Below are 19,802 nucleotides of genomic sequence, written 5' to 3' on the forward strand. Positions count from 1 at the left end.
TGCCATTACGCTATTCGATTTGCGCCAATGCATGGCAGATAGGTGCGGTTTGTTGGTAGACGGTGCGGTAGATCGCATAGATTTCTTGGTATTTGGCGACATTTTCAGGAATCGGTGCAATGGCCTTGCCGTATTTGACAAAGGCGTTAACACAGGCACCTGCATCTGGATAAATGCCACTGCCGATTGCTGCCAGCATTGCTGCGCCCATACCTGGACCTTGCTCAGTAGACAAAGTCAGCATTTCTGCATTAAAAATATCGGCTTGCATTTGCAGCCATTCGGCATTTTTCGCACCGCCCCCCACAGAAACGATCTGGGTGAATTTCCGCTGTGCCCGTTCTTCCATGATCATTTGGGAATCTTTTAAAGAGAAGGTGATCCCTTCTAAGACGGCACGACTGAAATGCTTTTCGCGATGCCGTGTGTCGATGCCGATAAAACTACCCCTGATTTGGCTGTCGGTATGCGGGGTGCGTTCGCCCACGATATAAGGCGTAAACAGCAGGCCTTCTGCCCCTGGGTTTACCTCACTGATCGCTGAAAGCAATTCCTGAAACGATTGGTTAGGGGCAAACGTATCACGATACCAGCTTAAGGAATTTCCAGCGGCTAACGTGACCCCCATTGAATACAACTTGTCTTTGATCGCATGACGGAAAAGGTGTAGATCTCCTTGATAATCAACCTCTTGCGCTTCTTCAAAGGATAAGAACACACCGCTCGTGCCAATCGACACCATGCCGACACCTTCGGCGATGATCCCTGAACCTAATGCAGCACAGGCATTGTCTGCGCCACCTGCATAGATCGTCACCTCTTGTTCAAACCCAAAGGCTTCTTGCAGCTCTTTTCGCATTTGCCCCACAGGCGCTGCTGATTCAAAAAGCGGCGGCAGTAAATCTGATGCGATTGCGAATTTTTCTAGAATGGCTTCAGACCAGCACTTCTTTTCGATATCCAGCAGTAACGTACCTGCTGCATCGGAATAATCCATCGAATAGTTCCCAGTCAGCCAAAAAGCCAAGTAATCTTTTGGCAGCATCATGTGACGAACTTGTTGCCAATGTTCAGGCTCGTGTTCTTGGACCCATAAAATTTTTGGTAAGGTGAACCCTTCCAAAGCAATATTCTTGGTGATTGCTTTTATTTCCTCTCCAAAGGATGCCATGATCGCTTGGCATTGTTTGGTGGTCCGAACGTCATTCCATAATATTGCCGGACGAATGACTCGGTTTTCTTCATCCAATAAAACAAGACTATGCATTTGCCCAGAAAAGCTGACGCCGATCAATTCCTTTTGCAGCGTTGGAAGCTGCTGGATCAAGGTTTTGATCACCTTATCTGCCGCCTCTTGCCAATGCACCGGCTCTTGCTCACTGAACCCCGGTCTTGGGGATGACAATGGATAGTCAGCACTTGCTGTTCCTTGGAGTTCCCCGGTTTGATCAAAAACTAAGCCTTTTAACGCACTTGTTCCTAGATCCAACCCTAAAAAATAAGCCATCTCTTCTCTCCTTCCTCTGTTTGAAGCAGTTAACCATTGACTCTCAAACGGTTAATTAGCATTCAAAACTAACTAATCGAATAGTAAACGATTCTCGCATTCATGTCAAGCGCTTTCACCAAATCTTTCATGGTTTTTACTTCTCAAACTGCTGCTCCTACATTCTGCGTCTTTTCTTTATTCTTCAGCTTGCACAATATTAATTTGCACGGTAAACTAACACTAATCACATCTACTAAGAGGAGAACACATGATTATCAATAAAATGGGCATACGCGAACAAAATGAAGCGGCTGTATTGAAGACGATCATTGACAATGAAAATGTGTCACGAGCGGAAGTGTCAAATTTGACCCATCTCAATAAAGCGTCTGTTTCTCAAATAACCAAAAAACTGATCGACACGGACTTCGTGCGCGAAGTCGGCATTGGTGATTCCACTTCGATCGGTGGTCGCAAACCGATTCAATTGCAATTCAATCACCGTAGCAGCTTAGCTGTTACCTTTGACATCGGCTATAACTATGTTCGAGGGATGCTCTCTTATATCAATGGCGAGATGATCGCCTCTGCCGACCATTCCCATGAATTGATCACCAAAGAAAATGTACTAGCGACGATCGATTCCATGATGAAAGAGTTTTGGCCGCAAATGCCGCAAACCACTCATGGATTAGTAGGAATCTGTTTGGCGATCCACGGCATCGTTCACAATCAGACGGTCACCTTTGCCCCCTACTACGACTTGGAACACTTTGATTTGATCGCCCCTTTGAGCCAAAAATACAATACGGCGGTCTATATAGAAAACGAAGCCAACCTAACGGCTTTAGGCGAGTACTGTTTTTCTTCTGATTCCACGAATTTACTGAGCGTCAGCGTCCATAGTGGGATCGGTGTCGGAATCATCGTTGATGGGCAGCTACAAACCGGTACTCACGGCATGGCGGGGGAAGTTGGCCATTCTACGCTCTTTCCTCACGGCAACTTGTGCCCTTGCGGCAATCGAGGCTGCTTAGAGCAATATGCGTCGAACAAAGTCTTGTTTGACACCTACAGTCACTATACAAAAACAGCGTTCGTTAATTCGGATACCTTTGCACAAGCCTATCATGCCGGAGAAAAATCAGCAGTCGAATTGGCGCAACAAAATGTTGAGTTTCTTAGTATTGGGCTAAACAATGTCATCACTTTTTCTGATCCCGAAGAAGTCTATATCAACAGCTCGGTCTATCGCAAAATTCCTGATTTATTACTGGCGCTGCAACAAAAATTGACCAGCCAGTTCACCAAAAACACGAAGATCAAAAACAGTCGATTAGGCGATCAAGCCCCGCTGTTTGGCGGCAATGTTTTAGTGGCGAAACATTTCTTGAATATCAACGATTTGCGCTTTGCGGCACTTGATCTCTCCCGTGTAATCCGTTAAATGAATGCTGGACTGAAGACTCAGTCCAGCGTTTTCTTTTGGTAAAAAGGTCTCGCTATCCTTTGATTCCGCCAGCCGTCACACCGCCCACGATGTATTTCGATAGAAACAGGTAAATCAGCAGTAAAGGAATAATACTTAATGAGATCCCTAGATACATACTGCCAAATTCAGTACGGTAAACATCGGTTTTCAGCAATTGGACCAGCATCGGCAACGTATACTTTTCCGTATCGTTGATCAAGATCAAGGGCATCAAGAAATTATTCCACGAGGTCACGAACGAGAAAATCGCCATGGTGGCTAAGCCCGGTTTCATCAAGGGCAACATGATGCGATGGAAAATTTTGATTTCGCCGGCTCCGTCCAAACGAGCAGAATCTGCCAAATCAGGATGATAGATCGTTTCTAAGTATTGCTTTAAGAAAAAAACGGTAGCAGGTGATGCGATCGCTGGTAAAATCAATGGCAGAAAATTATTTAAGAGCCCTAAGCGATTCATAAATTGATAAAAACCGATCATGCTAATTTGCTGAGGAATCATGATCAGCCCAAGAATGACAGCAAACAGGACTTTCTTGCCACGAAACTCATAGGCGATCACGCCATAAGCTGTCAATGCCGAAAAATATACATTGAGAACGGTAGCGCCAGCCGCAATCAAGAAACTATTTTTAAATCCATTGAAAACATTGAAGCCTCTGCCCATTAAGACGGACCAGTTGTATTGGAGATTACCGCCAGGCCACAAGGACAGCCCTTGCTGGATCTGTTCTGCTGAACGGGTCGCATTGACTAAGACGACCCAAAACGGCAGAATACTTAAGATGGTCAGCAACACCAAAAAGACATAGATCAACAATCGTTTTGCTCGATAGCTATTTTCCATTTATTTTCGCCCCACTTTGCTGTTTTCTTTGAAAAATTGAAACAATAACGTGCTTAATACGATCGAAAGTACCAATAATAGCACCGACGCGGTTGCGGCAACGTTGAAATTCCGACTCCCGGTAAAGGCTTGGTTGTAGATAAACATCGTGATCGTTAAGACACTATTGTTGGGATTGCCGTTTGTCAGCAAAAAAGGGATGTCGAACATTTGCAAGCCACCAATCAAAGACGTCACCAATGTATAAAGCAAGATTGGTTTTAACAAAGGCAGCGTGATCTTGCGGAAAATTTGACCATCATTGGCTCCATCGACCATTGCTGATTCAAAAAGAGCATCATCAATGCTCAAAATGCCCGAAACCAAAACGATCGTTGTCTGACCATACCACATCCAAAATTGGATAAAGGAAACGATCAGCCGAGTGCCCGTTTCACTACGGAAAAAGTCATAGGGCTGGTCCAAAACACCGAAATGCTGCAAGACTAGGTTGATCGGACCTAACGGAAAACTGAACAAAACGAAAAATAAGATTGCTACTGAAGCGGCAGTAATGATGTTGGGTAAGTAAAAAACGACTTTGAAGAAGCCTTTCCCCCGCAAACGCAACTTGATATTGGTAAACCATGCCGCTAGCAACAGAGCCAAGCCAATTTGAGGAACAAAGTTTACGCCCCACAAAATAAAGGTATTGCTGATGGATTTTAAAAATAACGGGTTGCGAAAAATCGCAAAATAGTTATCCAGTCCGACAAGATTGGCAGCTGGATTCCACCCTTTTAGATCCGTAAAGCTTAGGTAAATCGTATAGAGAATTGGATAAAGCTGAAAAACCAAGAATGCTAGAAAAAATGGTGCGATAAATAATAGCCCATAGCGATGATACTGTTCAAATCTTCTCTTATTCTGCATCGTAATCCCCCTGATATTTATTTCTTCTACTGCCAACTTCTGCCTGTAAAGACAAGCCATTTAAGCAGCGCATAGTACCTAGAAAAGGTTGAAACCGACCCCGTCTTCGGTGCCGGTTTCAACAACACCTAATCTACTTGAACATCTGGATAAGCATTGACGACCGCATCTTTAAAGTTTTGGATCGCCGTTTCCTGATCCACTTCACCTTTTGAATATGGTGTCAAACAACTATCCGTAAAGAGGGTTTCAATCGTCTGGTCATACTCGGTCAGAATTTTCGCGTTGATGTCTTGAACCATATCGGCAAATTCTGCATAGTGGTTTTGACCGCCTAAAAATTCCTCTTCATATTCGCCTTTAATTTCTTCAACGACTCGCTCATTTGATACAAAATCACCGGTATCTTCGGCCCATTGTTTTAAAAATGCTTGATCTGTGGTCAAGTAAGCCACCAATTGCGCAGCTTCTTCTTGCATCTCAGAATTTGCCGTAGCACCGATCCATGTGCCGCCCCAGAACCACGACGAAGGTCCTTGGATCATGCGCCAGTCGCCTTCTGTTGAGCTGGAGTTATCGGCAGCTGTCGCATTTGGTTTTAACCAATAGTGCAGTCCCCATGTCGGCAAACTATAACCGAATACATTGTCGCCATTCATTCCAGCAAACCAAGCTTCTGATTGTCCTTCTGTATCTTGTGTCAGGCCTTCTTCTACAAATTTTCGTGATACATCCAACAAGTCATACAAACTGTCGTCGATCACTAATTTGCCGTCTTCAACCCAGCCATGTTCGCGTTGACCATAAAAAGGCTTCGCCAAATCTTGGACACTAGAGATCATATAGGTAGTTCCACCACTTTTTTCTTTGACTGCTTTGGCTTGCTCATAGAACTTGTCATAGTCTGACAATGCCGCTTGCGCAGCCGCTGGATCATCGATTCCTAGCAGCTCTTCTGCCATCGATGCCCGGTAATAAAACCCGCCAGGAGCAGCTTGCCAAGCCAAGGCATGAAGAACCCCGTCTTTTGAAGTCCCTACGTCTTTGACATATTGATACGTATCTGCTGAGGCTTCATCAAGCCCCAGTGAACCAAGGTCTGCCATCATGCCTGATTCCACATATTTTTTGACAAAGGCAGATTCTAAAGCAATCACATCTGGTGCATCTTTGGAACCGAGAATCGGATCGAGCTTGGTCTCGAATTGGTCAGAAGGAATCTCCACGATCCGAATGTCATAGGCCAAGTCGTCATGCGCCGGCAAATAGTAATCATTGATCATCGTTGATAATTCTGAAGTAAAGGTCCAAACCACAAGTTCATCCTTGCCACTACTTCCCGTTGCGCTATTATCTGAGCTGCTGTTTCCAGAACCATTCCCGCAGCCACTAAGCATAAAAGCTGCTAAGCCCGCCAATGACACTGTTTGTAAGACCCGTTTCCAATTTTTCATCTTTCTTCCTCCTCGATTTTTTGATAGTCAAATGAATCAAAATCAGCCGCCAAACGATTGCCGGTCGTATCGATCGCAAACATCCCTACAAAAGCCCCTGTAAAGAACCCACCGTAATGTTCTGCTACATAGTCGTCAGACAATTGCAAGCTGTCAAATAGCTGATCGATGACCTGCCACTCTTTTTGATCAAACGAGTACGCGTATTGATAGTGGGCATAATGAACGATCGTTTTGAAGTAGACTGTTTGTACATCGGCTGGTATCACAACTTCTGGTGCTTTTTGACTCTTCAGTTGGCCCTTTTCGCTTGTCAATACAGTGATGATTCTGCCTTTCGTCTCATCATGAGTGATGTAGATCGCCGACCAGTTTTGTGTATTGTAGTAATTCGTCATGCCTGCTAACTGTAGAAACGAGGTCGGTGAAAATTCGACGGCAGTCGTTGCTTCGAAACGAAAATCGCTCCATCTTCTTGCCACCAGTGCTTGATGGAACAAGGAATTGAACGACTCTCGCCCATACAAGCGCAAGTACCCTGGTCGTGCGGTCAAACTACCGATTTCCTCAGAAAAAGGAATCCGCAAGGTTTGAAACACTGGTGCCAACGACGCCTCTTCAAAATCATCAAAGCCTGATTCTGTTTCCCACGGATGTTCGGGCAGCTGTGGCTGTGGGACTTCCTTTTTTGGAAAGTTTCCGCCTGTGATATACGGCCAATCATTTTCCCAATAAACAGACTGGATCGCTGTTTCTCGTCCGAGCGGGCAATAGCCGCGATTTTCTAAGAGGGGCGTTTCTGGATACTTCAGCGCTCGCCCTGTTAAGTGAACAAAATACCATTCATCAGTCTGCGTTTTCACAAATGAACCATGACCAGCTTTTTGTAGCGGGATCTCTGGCTGTCCCCATGAACTGATCAGAGGGTTTTGAGGATGAACTTCATAAGGCCCTTCGATGTGTGTCCCACGAGCGATGGTACTTGCATGTTCAAACTTGGTGCCGCCTTCTGCCGTCAATAAATAATAATAGCCGTTCGCTTTATACATAACCGGTGCTTCCGTCAATTTGCGCTCTGTTCCTTTGAAGATGATTTTGGGCTGCCCCACCAATTTCTTGGCTTGCCAATCAAACTCTTGGAGAGCGATCCCATAAAAGGAATGGTTTGTCGGACGATAATCCCAAACCATGTTCAGAAAATATTTTTTGCCGTCGTCGTCATGAAATAACGAGGGATCGAAACCAGAAGAATTCATATAGATTGGTTCTGACCAATCCCCATCAATGGTTTCACAGGTGATCAAATAATTGTTCACATCTTTCCAACTATTAGATTGTGTTTTGACATCTGAATAAATCAACCAAAAACGACCATCACTGTAACTTAAGTTTGGCGCCCAAACACCCCCAGAATCTGGGTTTCCCAGCATATTCAACTGACTGACACGATTGACTGGTGTACTGATCAAGCGCCAGTTCTTCAAATCCTTCGAATGGAAGATGCGCACACCTGGAAACCATTCAAAGGTCGACGTAGCAATGTAATAATCTTCTCCTGCACGACAAATACTCGGGTCTGGATGAAAGCCTGTTAGTATCGGATTGGTAATCAAAAAAATTTCCTCCTCTTTCCCTTTTTGGCATTTTGTGATTCAACTGAGTGTCAGTAGGAATGAGCTTCATCCAGTTAGTAAGTTTTCTTTACTAATATACCTAACAAAAAAAAGAAACTTGCTGCTGCAGCTCATTTTAAAAATATTCACTAATCATTGTTCTATTTACTTTCTTCAGCTGAACTGTCATAATTATAGAATGAAATCGCTATCATTCACAGGACGATTTCCACACATCGATAGACAAAAAATGGAGGATAGATCGCGTGACCATTTTAGAAGAATACCATTTCGGCGAATACCTAGGCGTTTCCAGTTACCATCCCTACTCGCTTAATTACATGGAACATTTTCATCGTTCCTTTGAATTGCTTTTTTGTAGTGACGGCGAAGCGGTTGTCAAAATCGAAGAAAGTCCCTATGTCCTTACGACAGGCCAAGTGTTATTAGTCATGCCTTATCAGACTCATGCCATTGAAACCCCTAAGGAATCACAATTGCATATTCTTGTGTTTTCACCTGAGTATATTCCAGATTTTTACGCCAAAACGAAAGATTTCGCTTTGTCAGATCCGGTGATCACCATTGATTCATCTGTTGCCAAGCAACTCTACTATCCTTTATTTGAAACGGATTCCCTCTATTTACGAAAATCGGCACTGTATCAAGTCCTTTACCTTTTTGAACACCAAACTACTTTATTACCAGCCAAAAATCAAGAGGATATCCTGATCCAGCTACTTGTTTACATCGAATCCCACTTCAAAGAAGAACTGACGCTCGAAAAACTAAGCAGCAGTATCGGTTATAGCAGCGTCTACGTTTCCAGAATGATCACCGATAAATTGAAAAGCACCTTTCCTCGGCTTTTGAATCAAGCAAGAATACGCCATGCCTCTTTTTTGCTGACCCATAGTCTCTTGCCGATTACGGAAGTAGCAGAACAAGCTGGCTTTCAAAATGTGCGAACCTTCAATCGAAATTTCAAAGCATTGACCTCACTGACGCCAAAAGAATACCGCTTAAAACACAATGCTCATTTTTCGTTGCTGAAGGAATAGCCCTCCTCAAAGACATTTCATCGTTTTCCTTTGCTCCCACAAAAAAAAGCATCAGAAAGCAAAAAGCTTTCTGATGCAATCCAATTTTTGATATACAGGAATCAATAACGACTAGACAAAATCTCTGCTCCAAAGGGCATCAACGCTAAGCGCGCCATTTTCAATGATTGCGCCGCAAATGGAATGCCGATGATCGTGATGGCTAGAATGACTGCGCTAGCTAAATGGCCTAAAGCCAGTGGTATACCAGAAAAAATCAACCATAAAATATTTAGAATCACGGACACGCCACCGCCACGGTAAACGATGTCTTTCCCAAATGGTGCGAGTGACAACGTCGCAAACTTAAAACATTGCAGACCAATGGGAATGCCGATGATGGTGATACACCATAAACACCCAGCCAAAAACCATGAGATCGCACCGATCAAGCCGCCAAAGACAAACCAAATCACGTTGCCTAAAAAATTCATCTGATTGCCCTCCTTCTTTTTTTAATAAAGACTGCTCCTGTTTTATCAAAGAAAGCAGAGGACATCGAAAGCACTCAGACGTGCGCTATCGTCTGATGCTCCTTCCCCTGCGCGCTTCTCTTTTTTCTTAATACAAGCGAAATGTGTTATTTTGTAAAATGCTTATTGCCCAGAATCAACGGTTGATTCGCTGCTATTGTTGGACTCATTTGAGTCATTTCCGAAGACACCGGTGATCGAAGACCAGATGCCGCTAAAGAAGCTCTTGATATTTTCCCAAAGGCCCTTAGAGGTTTCTTCGATTTGCTTGCGGGCTTCTGACAGATCCAATTCTTTGATGAAGTCATCGAAGATATTGTTGTCTCGCATGTCGCTCATCAAAGAGGTCAATTCAGAAATTTGATTTTCCGTAACGATTCCTTCCAATCCGTTGTCTTTCAAGGCTTTTTCTACTGTCTCTTGAATATCGGCTTGGGTTAATTCCGTACCATCTGCGGTTTGAGCAGCCAAATCGGTTTTCGCTTGTTCTTGCGCTGCATTCAAAGCTTCATCGGAATAGCCTTCTTTGTCTTTATTCTCTTCGGTGATCGTAGACAGTACATCCATCTCATCTTGAGCTACGGCTACTCGATTCTGATTGATGACACCGCCTGATTCTTCAACGATTTTGTATACCCCAGCTAAAGCTCCGGAACCGTCGATCGGTACGGCAGAAGCGACCGTTAGCTTCGCATCAGTGATCCCTGCCGTCAGCGCTGCATTTTGGTACTGGGCTGCAGTGATGCGGGTAATGTTATCTGGTGTCGCGATATCGACAGTGATTCCTGCCCCGCTTTCTAGCGTCTGCATTCTGACCGAGCTATAGACCGCCCAATCTGCAGTAAAGCCGCCATCGGGAATGTATTTCATCAAGTCATTACCGTTTGTCGTATAAATCGGTGTTTCGCCTTGAATGCCTAAGCGTTCCAGTGTGTAGTCTTCTTGTGCTTTCGTCAAGGCATTTCCGATCGCCACGGCATTGACTTGCAAACGATCTGAACTGCTGTCAGAAGTACTTGTTTGACTATCGGTAGTGGCTGTCGTTGCGGTAGAATTGCTCGTTGCAGTGGAACTGCTGGTCGTTGAATTGGTTTCGTCAGCAAAAACTTGTGGTGCTGCTAATAAAACTTGGCTAGATACCAAGAGAGTCGCTAAAATCATCGCTGGTTTTCGAGTCTGTTTTTTCATCACTATATCCTCCAAGTGTTGATCTCTTTTTCAGGGATTTTTTCCCTCTTACTGCTGTTATTGTACTATAGGTTTTCTTGCAAAGCCTACGTCTAGGGTCTGAAATGAAGAAAAACTTAGAACTCTACTGCTATTTAAAAAAGGCGCAATTTGGTATTATCCTTGGTACAGCAATACTTTAGACGCTTTTCTTTTCATCAACTGTTTTTTTAGCAAAACCAACAGTATAGGATTTCAAACGGCTGCCCACTTTCCTCAAACCAAGAAAGGCTCCCGTTAAAGCTATCGTATAAAAGAACAACGGAAACCCTGCGAGTGAAAAAAAGACCTTCCCGGTTTCTAGAAACAGCGGGTGACTCAGAAAGATCAATCGACTAGCCTCAGCTGCTTGTTTTGCTTGCCAAGTCCGCTTTGGGGGTTGCTGCTTGATCAGCCAAGCAAGGAAAAAAAGAGTCGTCGGCACAAAAAACAGCATGAAATTCTTATCGTCCCCCTGATTGAGATACACCAGTCGACCTTCAATGCCTAATAAGCAGAGAGACCGCGAGTTTTCTACCAAGATGCTTCGTAAAAAAAGGGTGTTTTTGGTGTTCTCTTAAACAAACCCCACACAGTAAAAATAAAAACCCATAAAAGAGTCCGTTTCTCGTTGTAAAAAATAGTGTCCGATAGCTTTGATAGCATACCAATAAAGGTCCCCTTAAATAACTGCTGTACGTTTCAAGACAGCCAATCACATACAAACTGATCGCCAGTAAAAACTGCCGCCGATAGCCAAGAAAGCGAGTTTTTCGTACTAACCACATGCCAAAGAGCAACGCTGGAAAATACCAAAGATGGTACCAGACCCCTACTGTAAAAAAGCCAGTAGCCAAACCGATGACCCGTAATGAATCAGCAAGATTTTGCTGCCCTAAGTAAAACCAGCCTAAGGGAAGATACACGATCGACCAACGCAAATAAAGCTTGAGTTGTCGTTTGCACCATTGCTGCCATGAACAGGTACTCTTTTGAAAAAAATAGCCATTCAGCAGCAGAAAAAAAGGAACCGCCAAACGACATAAGAGACTCTTTAACAAAAAATGAAGCCCGTTGTTTTCTGCCAGTCGGCCACAATGAACGAGAATCACCAATAAGGAAGCGATGAATTGGATGTAGCCAATTGGAACCATAGGTTGTTTTGTCTTCATTCGATCGTTTCTCCTTTCTCCGTCAAATTTGATCAAACATACTTCACTCTACTGGTCCTTTCTTTTTGTGACCAGCACGGAAAGCTTCCAAGATAGAAAGGCAGCGCAACAAGTAGAGACATTGATAAATAAAGGATGTTACCCTTTGTTGCATCGCTAATTTCATAGATCCTCGTTCGTATAGAAAAGAGTTTGCTATAATATATGAAGAATGATGGAGGCAAAACAGACACATGGATATTGGGAAAATTATCAAAGAAGAACGCACCAAACGAAATCTCACACAAGAACAATTGGCGCAGGAATTTTTTGTCACTCGGCAACTGATTTCAAAATGGGAAAACGGCAAGAGCTATCCTGATCTAGACCAAGTAGTCAAGCTGAGCAGCTATTTTGAATTGACTTTGGACTATTTATTAAAAGAAGATCAGCAGATGGTCCAAGAACTTAATCTGACCACCCACCGCAAACGAATTGGGCTCGTATTGATCGCCCTTTTGACTATTCTCAGTATTAGCTTAAGTACGATTTTGTTGGCAGCATTTTGGATCGATCCAGTCTTTTTTACAAAAGAAGACCTAACGATCACTTCTATAAAAAAGTATCGCTTGCCTGCCACTGAGATAACGAATGAGGCAACCGGACAAGTGATTCAACTGCCTGAAGATACGGAATACTTGATCACTTATACGATCGATCGGCCGCTGGTAAAAACGGATCGTCTGTCGGGTTATAAAGAATACAGCAGCGAAAATGCCAGCCAATTAACGGCTTTTGGTCATCGCGGTTTTCATTTTGGCGCGCAAACAAGCAAAATCGTCATTCGCAGCAATCGCGAAGACAATTTAGCTGCACCAGAATTAAATGCAGGCAAGGATCTTTATCTTCGTAATATGAATAAAGCGCGCGTCTATCAAAAATCAGCAGCTGGTGTCGCATTTTCTATCGAAGATGAAGGCGACCTCCTCTTTACTGCAGAAGAACTGGCGCAATTGCCCTTTGAACAAGGACAGCTGCCAGAGTAAACAAAAACCACCGAATCGTTTTGATTTGGTGGTTTTTTGCTGACTTTCTTATCCTAGCAAGATCATTGCGATCGCCGCCAAGGCGTTGTTGAGAAAATGCATGGCGATGGCTGTTTCTAGACGCTTAGTTTTTACATAAATCAACGCCATGATCAGTCCCATAGCACCATAAATCAAAAACTCGACCAGATTGGTGACGGAATGGATGATACTAAAAACCGCTACACTTGAAATGATCCCGACTATTGGGTATTTCTCGAATAAAAGGCCAATAAACCCACCACGAAAAACGATCTCTTCCATAATTGGCGCAGCAACAGCGATCAATAAAAAGATCAAAAGCGGATTTTCGCCTGTAAACAGTTCCCCTAACAATGCATCATTGGCGGTCGCCTCTTGATCGGATATATGCTGCAGATAGAGCGTTCCGCCAACTGCAACGACTCGACCTAAAACAAACCCTCCGACGATCCATAGCCAATTTTTCTTCGTTGACCAGCCAAAGTCAAAGGTGGCAAGTCCTAACTTTTTAGCCAAAAACATCAGTAGACCAATGTTGGCCAAAAGCAAGGCAATCAACCCATAGCTGATCATCGCAGGAATCGTCGGTTCTCCTGCTTCCAAATAATAGATTTTTACCACGCTAAATGCGGTCATCCCTACTTGACTAAGTAAGAATAAGCCAATCAAAATAAAGACATTCTTTACTGCTTTCATGCTCTCCTCCATTGTTTGCTCATTGCATTTTTCAGGATTGGGTTACGACAAATCATGACACAGCCCATCATTTGGTTCCCCATGTTTCCAGAAAATGCTTAGCCACTATCGGCTGCTTATAATGATACTTAGTTTCCTCATTATTTACAACTAATAAAAAATAAAAATAGTTATTTTGCTCATTTTATCGAATAAACCACGCTTTTTCATTCCCATTCTTTTCAAAAAAATATAAGTAATGTTTGAAAAAAGCGCTCTCTTATGCTACACTGTTCCTACTTTTGTTTGGCTGACGAACCGCTGCCCCAACCATGTTCGTTTGGACCAACTCGTTGCGAGTATTCGATTTCGAATGCTCTTTTTGTCGCGTTTGTCAAAAGAAAGTGAGTGAATCCAAATGATCCAAGTAGAACACCTCAGCAAGACCTTCCAAGTATCCAAGCGAAAAAGCGGCTTTCGCCAAGCAGCCAAAGCCTTTCTTTCTCGTGAAACCACCACCGTCCATGCGTTGCAAGACATCAGCTTTACCATCAATGAAGGCGAAATGGTTGGCTACATCGGGCCTAATGGTGCTGGAAAAAGTACCACCATCAAAATCATGTGCGGGATTTTGACCCCTGATCAAGGCGTTTGTCACATCAATGGTCGTACGCCTTGGCAAGAACGTATCCAACATGTCAAAGACATCGGCGTCGTCTTCGGGCAACGCAGTCAACTCTGGTGGGATGTCCCCATCAATGACAGCTTTGATTTGATTCGTGATATCTACAAAGTCGACGCTGCTAGTTATCAACGCAACCTAGAAGAATTAGTCACCTTACTAGATTTAGGTGAGATCTTAAAAACCCCTGCTCGTTCCTTAAGTCTCGGTCAGCGTATGCGCTGTGAGATCGCAGCCTCCTTACTCCATGACCCCAAAATCTTATTTCTTGATGAACCCACCATCGGTTTAGATGCTGTGTCAAAAATCGCCGTGCGTCAGTTCATCAAAAAAAGAAACCAAGAAAAAGGTACCACAGTCATCCTGACGACCCACGATATGCAAGATATCGAGGCGCTGACACAACGAATTCTGTTGATCGGCAAAGGGCAAATTTTGCTAGATGGTCGCCTCGATGAACTAAAGCACCGTTTTTCTGATGTCAAAACGCTGGAGGTCGACTATCAAGGGAATGAGCCCCATCTGCCAGAAAATGTCCAACTTCTTCAAAAAGACGTCGGTCGCCTTGTTCTGAAACTTGATCCCAAAGAAGTGTCGGTCGCTCAGCTGCTCAGTCTGCTCAGCAGTCAAGTCGAGATCACCGATTTGGCCGTTGCCAGTATCACCGCCGAAGAAATGGTCGCCAAGCTGTATCAGGAGTATCAGATATGAGGAAGTATCAGGCATTTTTCCGCATCCGCTTTATCAATACCTTGCAATACCGCTCGGCGGCAATTGCCGGGATGGCTACGCAACTAGCTTGGGGCTTGATGGAAATTCTGGCATTCCACGCCTTTTACCAAGCAGATCCTAGTGCCTTTCCCATGACCTTTCAACAAACTGTCTCCTATGTTTGGCTCCAGCAAGCCTTCTTGTCTTTATTTATGTTGTGGTTCTTTGAGGCAGAAATTTTCAATACCATCACCACAGGATCGATCGCCTATGAACTTGTGCGGCCGATGGATCTATACAATCGCTGGTTTTGCCAATCGGCTGCCAATCGCTTAGCAAAAGCCGTCTTGCGTTGCGGACCGATTTTTGTGATTGCCTTTTTACTGCCAGCACCTTATCGTTTAATTCTGCCAGCAAACATCGTTGCCTTGTTCTTGTTTCTTTTGTCCATGGCGCTGAGTTTAGGTGTAGTGATCGCTATGTCGCAGCTGGTCTACATCTCGACTTTTTATACATTATCCTCCATCGGGGTGCGGGTCGTCATCAGCTCCATCGGTGAATTTTTAGCTGGTGGGGTCATTCCTCTGCCTTTCTTTCCGCAGCCTTTTCGCCAATTCGTGGAACTACTGCCTTTTGCTTCCATGCAAAACGTCCCGCTGCGAATTTACAACGGGGATCTGACTGGCTTTGCGCTGGTTTCAGCATTGCTCTTACAAGCCTTTTGGCTCGTACTTTTGATCGTGATCGGAAAAATTTGGCTGCAGCAGGCGCTCAAACGCGTCGTTGTGCAAGGAGGTTAAGGAATATGGTTTATTGGCATTATTTTTGTATTCATCTCAAAAGTCAGATGCAGTATAAAGTTTCCTTTGTGTTAACCGCTTTAGGACAATTTCTAGGCTCCTTTACTGCTTTTTTAGGCATTTGGTTTATGTTTACCCGGTTTCATCAAGTGGATGGCTTCACCTTTGAGGAAGTCCTACTTTCCTTTGCGACGGTTTTGTTTGCCTTTTCGATTGCGGAATGCTTCTTTCGCGGGTTCGATCTTTTTCCGCAAATGATCAGTAATGGCGAGTTCGATCGAGCACTCGTGCGCCCTCGCTCCTTGATTTTTCAAGTCTTAGCTTCCAAAATGGAATTCTCGCGTCTCGGCCGTTTTATTCAAGCCTTGCTGTTGTTTGCTTATGCGATTCCTAATAGTGGAATTGCTTGGCATTTTGGAAATGTCCTGACTCTTTTTCTGATGATCGTCTGTGGCGCCCTCTTTTTCGCCCTATTGTTCTTAGTGTATGCCGCCATTTCCTTCTTTACGATCCAAGGACTTGAATTTATGAATATTTTTACCGATGGTGCCCGCGAGTTCGGTCGCTACCCCTTCAGTATCTACGGAAAACACGTCTTGCGTTTATTGACCTACGTCGTGCCGATGGCTTGGTTTCAGTATTATCCGTTTCTGTATGTCATTGGTCGCGTAACTAATCCTTGGTGGATCTTATCACCCTTGGTTTGTCTACTCTTTGCCTTTCCCGCCTTCTTCTTTTGGCGAGTAGGTTTGAAGAACTATATTTCTACGGGTTCGTAAGCCTCACCCTTAATAAACATATTATGGGAAAAGAGCGTCACTTTATGGGTGATGCTCTTTTTTTCTTTCCAATAGTTGTGAAATTGCTTCGCTTTTTTGATTGCATAACTACACATGTCTTATGCAGTAAATAATTATTGTTATAAAGACAAAAACTGGCTAGGAAAAGCCGCCAATCTCTGGTAAGATAAATAAAAACGTAAAAGAGGACCAGTTATGGAATATTTAGCGATTTTACTTGTTTTCTTTCTATTGAATGTAGTGATACTTGTACTTGGATTGAAGAAGAAACGAATCATGCTGCTTTTTCTGTCACTCTCTGGTTTATTGTTGGTTTGCTTGATTGCCATTTCTTACGTTTTCTTCTATTCAAATACACTTTAAGTCGTCAAAAACACGGGAAGCTGGCTACGAACCTACCGAAACAAACGAGGCTGTTTTAGTCATTACACCCGACGTATAGGACACATTTGTTAAAATTTATTTGAGAAAAAAATGACTGTGACATAAGTTACGAAAAAAGCGTAATGAATAACGGATATCCGTTCATTCATTACGCTTTTCTCTTGTTCTTTTTTCATGATGAATAATTAAACGAGCTATACTCTCCACATGTTTCACAGATATAGTAATAGTTGCGTTTCTTCTTATTGTAAAGTTTCAACTTCTTCCCATTTTTACAACTCTTGCATTCTTCTAATTCAGTCAAGGTTTTATAATAAAATAACTCACTGATCATTTCTGGATAAAAATGCGTAAGCAGCTCAATCAGTTTTTTTCTGTCAATTAACAGTAAATTATCACCGGCTATTTCTAAAGCTTGATCTGTAAAAAAATGTGTTGTGATGAAAAGCCCATTGGGAAACCCTTTGTCTGGAAAAATCCCTTTAAATGCGGCAACAAGTGGCTTACTGATCCGCTCCGTTGTCTTTTGCGGATTCCAAGCTTTACATTGGACCGCTATTGCCTTTTTATTATTAGAAAAAGCATACACATCAATACCACCATCTTTGTAACCATCGATGTTTTGGACGGTATATCCCATCTTTTGTAAAATACATTCAGCAATATAATTCAAATCCTCCGATTTACAGGTTTCTAATTGAGCCACAATCTTTTTCAATTTTTTCGGGTATGTACGTTCATTAAAGTTGCTTAGTTCTGGTAAATTAATAACTTCTTTTTTTTTCTTAAATGAAAACATGTCTCTTCCTTTCTTGATTGTTTTGGATGTGATTAGTTAAAGCTTAGCTAGTAAGTGGTCTTTGATTATGTAGAATAAAATTGGTTCTTAAGAGAGGAAAAATCTACTTTTCTCAAAAAATCGTTTGAATTCGGCGAAATAAGTCAAAATAATAAACTTATAAAGGGATATTATCGATTTAATGATAATTTTATTTAAGCTAAAAGTCAATTGAAGCTTGAATATTCAATAGCAATCGAAGGTTAAATCAAATCACTCTTGATCACTGCTTCATTTAAAAAAATTTCTAGATAGGATTCGTTATAGTGCTAATTTTCACATTCTTGTCTTACTGATCTATTGAGTCCTCTTACTTTACTTGTAACAGATTCTGAATGGTTTCTTTCGCTTTAGCAGTTGCGTGTCTATTACCTATAAAAATAAAAAAGGTTTCCCTCGTAAAAGGGAAACCTCAGAAATGTTGCCGAAACAACATTTGCAGTTATTTGTCTTATTCTGCAGCGTTTGTGTCTTTGAGACCGTATTTTTTGTTGAAACGGTCCACACGTCCGTCTGCTTGTGTGAATTTTTGACGTCCAGTGTAGAATGGATGTGAATCAGAAGTTACTTCGACACGGATCAATGGATACGTGTTGCCGTCTTCCCACTCAACAGTTTCTTGAGAATTCTTTGTAGAACCTGATAAGAATTTGAAACCAGTAGTTGAGTCCATGAATACAACTGGATGATAATCTGGATGGATATCTTGTTTCATTTCTTCTTCTCTCCTTTGCCCTGGCTCATTTGCTTCACCAGAGTTGATTTGTCGATTTTACAACATGACTATCTTACCATGTTTGGTTTTTAGATGCAATTATCTTTTTATATTTCTTTTTTGCCGTTTGTCTCCGAAATGGACATCATGAAAAGCCGCTAAAAACTCTTCATTGTTCTTCGTTTTTCGCAAGAATTGAATGAATTGTTCTGTGAACTCCAAGGAATCCCCCAACATGTTGTTGCGTAAGCGCCAGGTTTCTTCCAATTGCTCGCTACTCATCAGCAATTCCTCTTTACGGGTACCAGATTTCTTGATGTCGATCGCTGGGAAGATCCGACGTTCTGCTAAGCTGCGAGAAAGCTGCAGCTCCATATTGCCGGTTCCTTTAAACTCTTCATAGATGACATCATCCATGCGGCTGCCGGTATCCACCAGTGCGGTGGCAAGAATCGTCAAGCTGCCGCCTTCTTCAATATTACGGGCAGCACCAAAAAATTTCTTTGGTTTGTACAAAGCAGCTGGATCGATCCCGCCGCTTAGTGTACGTCCGCTTGGAGGTACCACTAAGTTGTAGGCTCTTGCCAAACGAGTGATACTATCCATCAGAATCACGACATCACGCTTGTCTTCTACCAAACGCATCGCCCGTTCTAGTACCAATTCAGAAACACGGGTATGGTTGCTAGGCTGCAGGTCAAAGGTTGAAGAAACAACATCGCCTTTGACACTGCGTTCCAGATCAGTCACTTCTTCTGGGCGCTCGTCGATCAAAAGAACGATCAATTCCACCTCAGGATAGTTGTCAGTGATCCCATTGGCAATTTCTTTCAAGATACTGGTTTTCCCAGCTTTAGGCGGAGCAACGATCAGTCCCCGTTGTCCAAAACCCACTGGCGACAGCATGTCGATCATCCGCGTAGAAAGGCGTCCTGGCGTTGTTTCCAATTTTAAATGACGATTCGGATAAAGCGGCGTCAGCGCTGGAAAATGCGGACGCTCTTTGGCATCTTCTGGATCTTTGCCATTAACAGACTCAACGTGCATCAATCCATAATAGCGCTCAGATTCCTTGGGCGGGCGCGCCTTACCGGCGACTTTATCACCATTACGCAAACTAAACCGACGAATCTGTGATGAAGAAATATAGATATCTTCTGCACTCGGTCCGTAGTTGATTGGGCGTAAAAAACCGTAGCCTTCTTGGCCTACGATATCCAAGATTCCTTCCATATAAAAGAAACCTTGTTTTTCCGCCTGCGCCCGTATCACAGCCAATGACAATTCTTTTTTATTCATCTGGCTGTAATAAGGAATTCGAAACTCTTTGGCAAAGGTGTAGATCTCTTTTAAGGTTTTGTTTTCCAACTCTGCCATCGTAAGATAATCGCTCATA

The 19,802-nt window shown here is 43.0% G+C and carries 20 protein-coding genes; 7 read left to right on the forward strand and 13 right to left on the reverse strand.

The annotated features are described in order from the left end of the window. Positions 1-10 precede the first annotated feature (10 nt). Complete coding sequence (xylB, locus tag IGI73_RS12905; RefSeq protein WP_428206670.1) at positions 11-1,507, reverse strand: xylulokinase; 1,497 nt, start codon at positions 1,505-1,507, stop codon at positions 11-13. Between the two features lie 250 nt (positions 1,508-1,757). Between xylB and IGI73_RS12910 the strand changes: the two genes are divergently transcribed. Further along, positions 1,758-2,936 (forward strand): ROK family transcriptional regulator, encoded by a 1,179-nt coding sequence (locus IGI73_RS12910; RefSeq protein WP_015510297.1) that lies wholly within the window; start codon positions 1,758-1,760, stop codon positions 2,934-2,936. A gap of 55 nt (positions 2,937-2,991) precedes the next feature. Here the strand turns inward: IGI73_RS12910 and IGI73_RS12915 are convergent, their stop codons facing one another. The 4 genes from IGI73_RS12915 to IGI73_RS12930 all read right to left on the reverse strand — a co-directional run bounded on the left by IGI73_RS12915 (position 2,992) and on the right by IGI73_RS12930 (position 7,804). Further along, positions 2,992-3,825 carry a carbohydrate ABC transporter permease gene (locus IGI73_RS12915; RefSeq protein ID WP_005228444.1) on the reverse strand — a complete coding sequence of 278 codons (834 nt, stop codon included), beginning with the start codon at positions 3,823-3,825 and terminating at the stop codon, positions 2,992-2,994. Then, positions 3,826-4,737, reverse strand: a complete 912-nt coding sequence (locus IGI73_RS12920; RefSeq protein WP_034858631.1) for a carbohydrate ABC transporter permease — start codon at positions 4,735-4,737, stop codon at positions 3,826-3,828. A gap of 128 nt (positions 4,738-4,865) precedes the next feature. After that, positions 4,866-6,191 carry an ABC transporter substrate-binding protein gene (locus tag IGI73_RS12925; RefSeq protein WP_008380593.1) on the reverse strand — a complete coding sequence of 442 codons (1,326 nt, stop codon included), beginning with the start codon at positions 6,189-6,191 and terminating at the stop codon, positions 4,866-4,868. Further along, positions 6,188-7,804, reverse strand: coding sequence for a glycoside hydrolase family 43 protein (locus tag IGI73_RS12930; protein WP_428206672.1), 1,617 nt, complete (start codon positions 7,802-7,804; stop codon positions 6,188-6,190). Before IGI73_RS12930 ends, IGI73_RS12925 begins: the two co-directional genes overlap by 4 nt. A 266-nt stretch (positions 7,805-8,070) precedes the next feature. Between IGI73_RS12930 and IGI73_RS12935 the strand changes: the two genes are divergently transcribed. After that, positions 8,071-8,865 (forward strand): helix-turn-helix transcriptional regulator, encoded by a 795-nt coding sequence (locus IGI73_RS12935; protein ID WP_005228440.1) that lies wholly within the window; start codon positions 8,071-8,073, stop codon positions 8,863-8,865. 101 nt (positions 8,866-8,966) lie between these two features. Here IGI73_RS12935 and IGI73_RS12940 read toward each other — a convergent pair whose 3' ends face one another. The 4 genes from IGI73_RS12940 to IGI73_RS12955 form a co-directional block, all read right to left on the reverse strand. Further along, positions 8,967-9,338, reverse strand: coding sequence for a YccF domain-containing protein (locus tag IGI73_RS12940; RefSeq protein ID WP_428206673.1), 372 nt, complete (start codon positions 9,336-9,338; stop codon positions 8,967-8,969). Between the two features lie 162 nt (positions 9,339-9,500). Continuing rightward, positions 9,501-10,565 (reverse strand): DUF1002 domain-containing protein, encoded by a 1,065-nt coding sequence (locus IGI73_RS12945; protein WP_015510302.1) that lies wholly within the window; start codon positions 10,563-10,565, stop codon positions 9,501-9,503. Positions 10,566-10,743: 178 nt separating this feature from the next. Beyond that, the gene (locus IGI73_RS12950) at positions 10,744-11,073 is read right to left on the reverse strand and encodes a hypothetical protein (protein ID WP_428206675.1); all 330 of its coding nucleotides are present in this window, start codon (positions 11,071-11,073) and stop codon (positions 10,744-10,746) included. A 10-nt stretch (positions 11,074-11,083) separates the two neighbouring features. Continuing rightward, the gene (locus IGI73_RS12955) at positions 11,084-11,755 is read right to left on the reverse strand and encodes an acyltransferase family protein (RefSeq protein ID WP_428206676.1); all 672 of its coding nucleotides are present in this window, start codon (positions 11,753-11,755) and stop codon (positions 11,084-11,086) included. A 233-nt stretch (positions 11,756-11,988) separates the two neighbouring features. Here IGI73_RS12955 and IGI73_RS12960 point away from each other — a divergent pair, with 233 nt between their 5' ends. Further along, positions 11,989-12,780 carry a helix-turn-helix domain-containing protein gene (locus IGI73_RS12960; protein WP_159160715.1) on the forward strand — a complete coding sequence of 264 codons (792 nt, stop codon included), beginning with the start codon at positions 11,989-11,991 and terminating at the stop codon, positions 12,778-12,780. Positions 12,781-12,828: 48 nt separating this feature from the next. Here IGI73_RS12960 and IGI73_RS12965 read toward each other — a convergent pair whose 3' ends face one another. Next, positions 12,829-13,497: a CPBP family intramembrane glutamic endopeptidase gene (locus tag IGI73_RS12965; RefSeq protein WP_060791459.1), complete on the reverse strand. Its 669-nt coding sequence runs from the start codon at positions 13,495-13,497 to the stop codon at positions 12,829-12,831. Between the two features lie 397 nt (positions 13,498-13,894). Between IGI73_RS12965 and IGI73_RS12970 the strand changes: the two genes are divergently transcribed. The 4 genes from IGI73_RS12970 (at position 13,895) to IGI73_RS12985 (ending at position 16,832) form a co-directional block, all read left to right on the forward strand. Continuing rightward, the gene (locus tag IGI73_RS12970; RefSeq protein ID WP_438759242.1) at positions 13,895-14,869 is read left to right on the forward strand and encodes an ABC transporter ATP-binding protein; all 975 of its coding nucleotides are present in this window, start codon (positions 13,895-13,897) and stop codon (positions 14,867-14,869) included. Beyond that, complete coding sequence (locus tag IGI73_RS12975) at positions 14,866-15,669, forward strand: ABC transporter permease (protein ID WP_336682097.1); 804 nt, start codon at positions 14,866-14,868, stop codon at positions 15,667-15,669. The genes IGI73_RS12970 and IGI73_RS12975 overlap by 4 nt, the downstream gene beginning before the upstream one ends. 5 nt (positions 15,670-15,674) lie before the next feature. Next, entirely contained in the window at positions 15,675-16,448 is a 774-nt protein-coding gene (locus IGI73_RS12980) for an ABC transporter permease (RefSeq protein WP_005228413.1), read from the forward strand. Between the two features lie 216 nt (positions 16,449-16,664). Then, positions 16,665-16,832 (forward strand): hypothetical protein, encoded by a 168-nt coding sequence (locus IGI73_RS12985; protein WP_005234033.1) that lies wholly within the window; start codon positions 16,665-16,667, stop codon positions 16,830-16,832. A 193-nt stretch (positions 16,833-17,025) separates the two neighbouring features. Here IGI73_RS12985 and IGI73_RS12990 read toward each other — a convergent pair whose 3' ends face one another. The 3 genes from IGI73_RS12990 to rho all read right to left on the reverse strand — a co-directional run bounded on the left by IGI73_RS12990 (position 17,026) and on the right by rho (position 19,801). Next, the gene (locus IGI73_RS12990; protein WP_428206679.1) at positions 17,026-17,652 is read right to left on the reverse strand and encodes a restriction endonuclease; all 627 of its coding nucleotides are present in this window, start codon (positions 17,650-17,652) and stop codon (positions 17,026-17,028) included. Between the two features lie 490 nt (positions 17,653-18,142). Then, positions 18,143-18,406, reverse strand: a complete 264-nt coding sequence (locus IGI73_RS12995; RefSeq protein ID WP_005233979.1) for a type B 50S ribosomal protein L31 — start codon at positions 18,404-18,406, stop codon at positions 18,143-18,145. 99 nt (positions 18,407-18,505) lie between these two features. After that, positions 18,506-19,801, reverse strand: coding sequence for a transcription termination factor Rho (gene rho / locus IGI73_RS13000; RefSeq protein ID WP_074933174.1), 1,296 nt, complete (start codon positions 19,799-19,801; stop codon positions 18,506-18,508). Position 19,802 lies beyond the last annotated feature (1 nt).

The sequence above is a fragment of the Enterococcus sp. DIV0755f genome (assembly GCF_051713725.1).
In the GTDB taxonomy this organism is placed as follows: Bacteria; Bacillota; Bacilli; order Lactobacillales; family Enterococcaceae; genus Enterococcus_D; species Enterococcus_D casseliflavus.

Bases quoted from the DNA above. Each gene is read 5' to 3' on its own strand.
- IGI73_RS12945 (WP_015510302.1), bottom strand. From the start codon at position 10,565: ATGAAAAAACAGACTCGAAAACCAGCGATGATTTTAGCGACTCTCTTG.
- IGI73_RS12960 (WP_159160715.1), top strand. From the start codon at position 11,989: ATGGATATTGGGAAAATTATCAAAGAAGAACGCACCAAACGAAATCTC.
- IGI73_RS12965 (WP_060791459.1), bottom strand. From the start codon at position 13,497: ATGAAAGCAGTAAAGAATGTCTTTATTTTGATTGGCTTATTCTTACTT.
- IGI73_RS12915 (WP_005228444.1), bottom strand. From the start codon at position 3,825: ATGGAAAATAGCTATCGAGCAAAACGATTGTTGATCTATGTCTTTTTG.
- IGI73_RS12995 (WP_005233979.1), bottom strand. From the start codon at position 18,406: ATGAAACAAGATATCCATCCAGATTATCATCCAGTTGTATTCATGGAC.
- IGI73_RS12955 (WP_428206676.1), bottom strand. From the start codon at position 11,755: ATGAAGACAAAACAACCTATGGTTCCAATTGGCTACATCCAATTCATC.
- IGI73_RS12925 (WP_008380593.1), bottom strand. From the start codon at position 6,191: ATGAAAAATTGGAAACGGGTCTTACAAACAGTGTCATTGGCGGGCTTA.
- IGI73_RS12910 (WP_015510297.1), top strand. From the start codon at position 1,758: ATGATTATCAATAAAATGGGCATACGCGAACAAAATGAAGCGGCTGTA.
- IGI73_RS12970 (WP_438759242.1), top strand. From the start codon at position 13,895: ATGATCCAAGTAGAACACCTCAGCAAGACCTTCCAAGTATCCAAGCGA.
- IGI73_RS12920 (WP_034858631.1), bottom strand. From the start codon at position 4,737: ATGCAGAATAAGAGAAGATTTGAACAGTATCATCGCTATGGGCTATTA.
- IGI73_RS12990 (WP_428206679.1), bottom strand. From the start codon at position 17,652: ATGTTTTCATTTAAGAAAAAAAAAGAAGTTATTAATTTACCAGAACTA.
- IGI73_RS12985 (WP_005234033.1), top strand. From the start codon at position 16,665: ATGGAATATTTAGCGATTTTACTTGTTTTCTTTCTATTGAATGTAGTG.
- IGI73_RS12975 (WP_336682097.1), top strand. From the start codon at position 14,866: ATGAGGAAGTATCAGGCATTTTTCCGCATCCGCTTTATCAATACCTTG.
- xylB (WP_428206670.1), bottom strand. From the start codon at position 1,507: ATGGCTTATTTTTTAGGGTTGGATCTAGGAACAAGTGCGTTAAAAGGC.
- IGI73_RS12980 (WP_005228413.1), top strand. From the start codon at position 15,675: ATGGTTTATTGGCATTATTTTTGTATTCATCTCAAAAGTCAGATGCAG.
- IGI73_RS12940 (WP_428206673.1), bottom strand. From the start codon at position 9,338: ATGAATTTTTTAGGCAACGTGATTTGGTTTGTCTTTGGCGGCTTGATC.
- rho (WP_074933174.1), bottom strand. From the start codon at position 19,801: ATGAGCGATTATCTTACGATGGCAGAGTTGGAAAACAAAACCTTAAAA.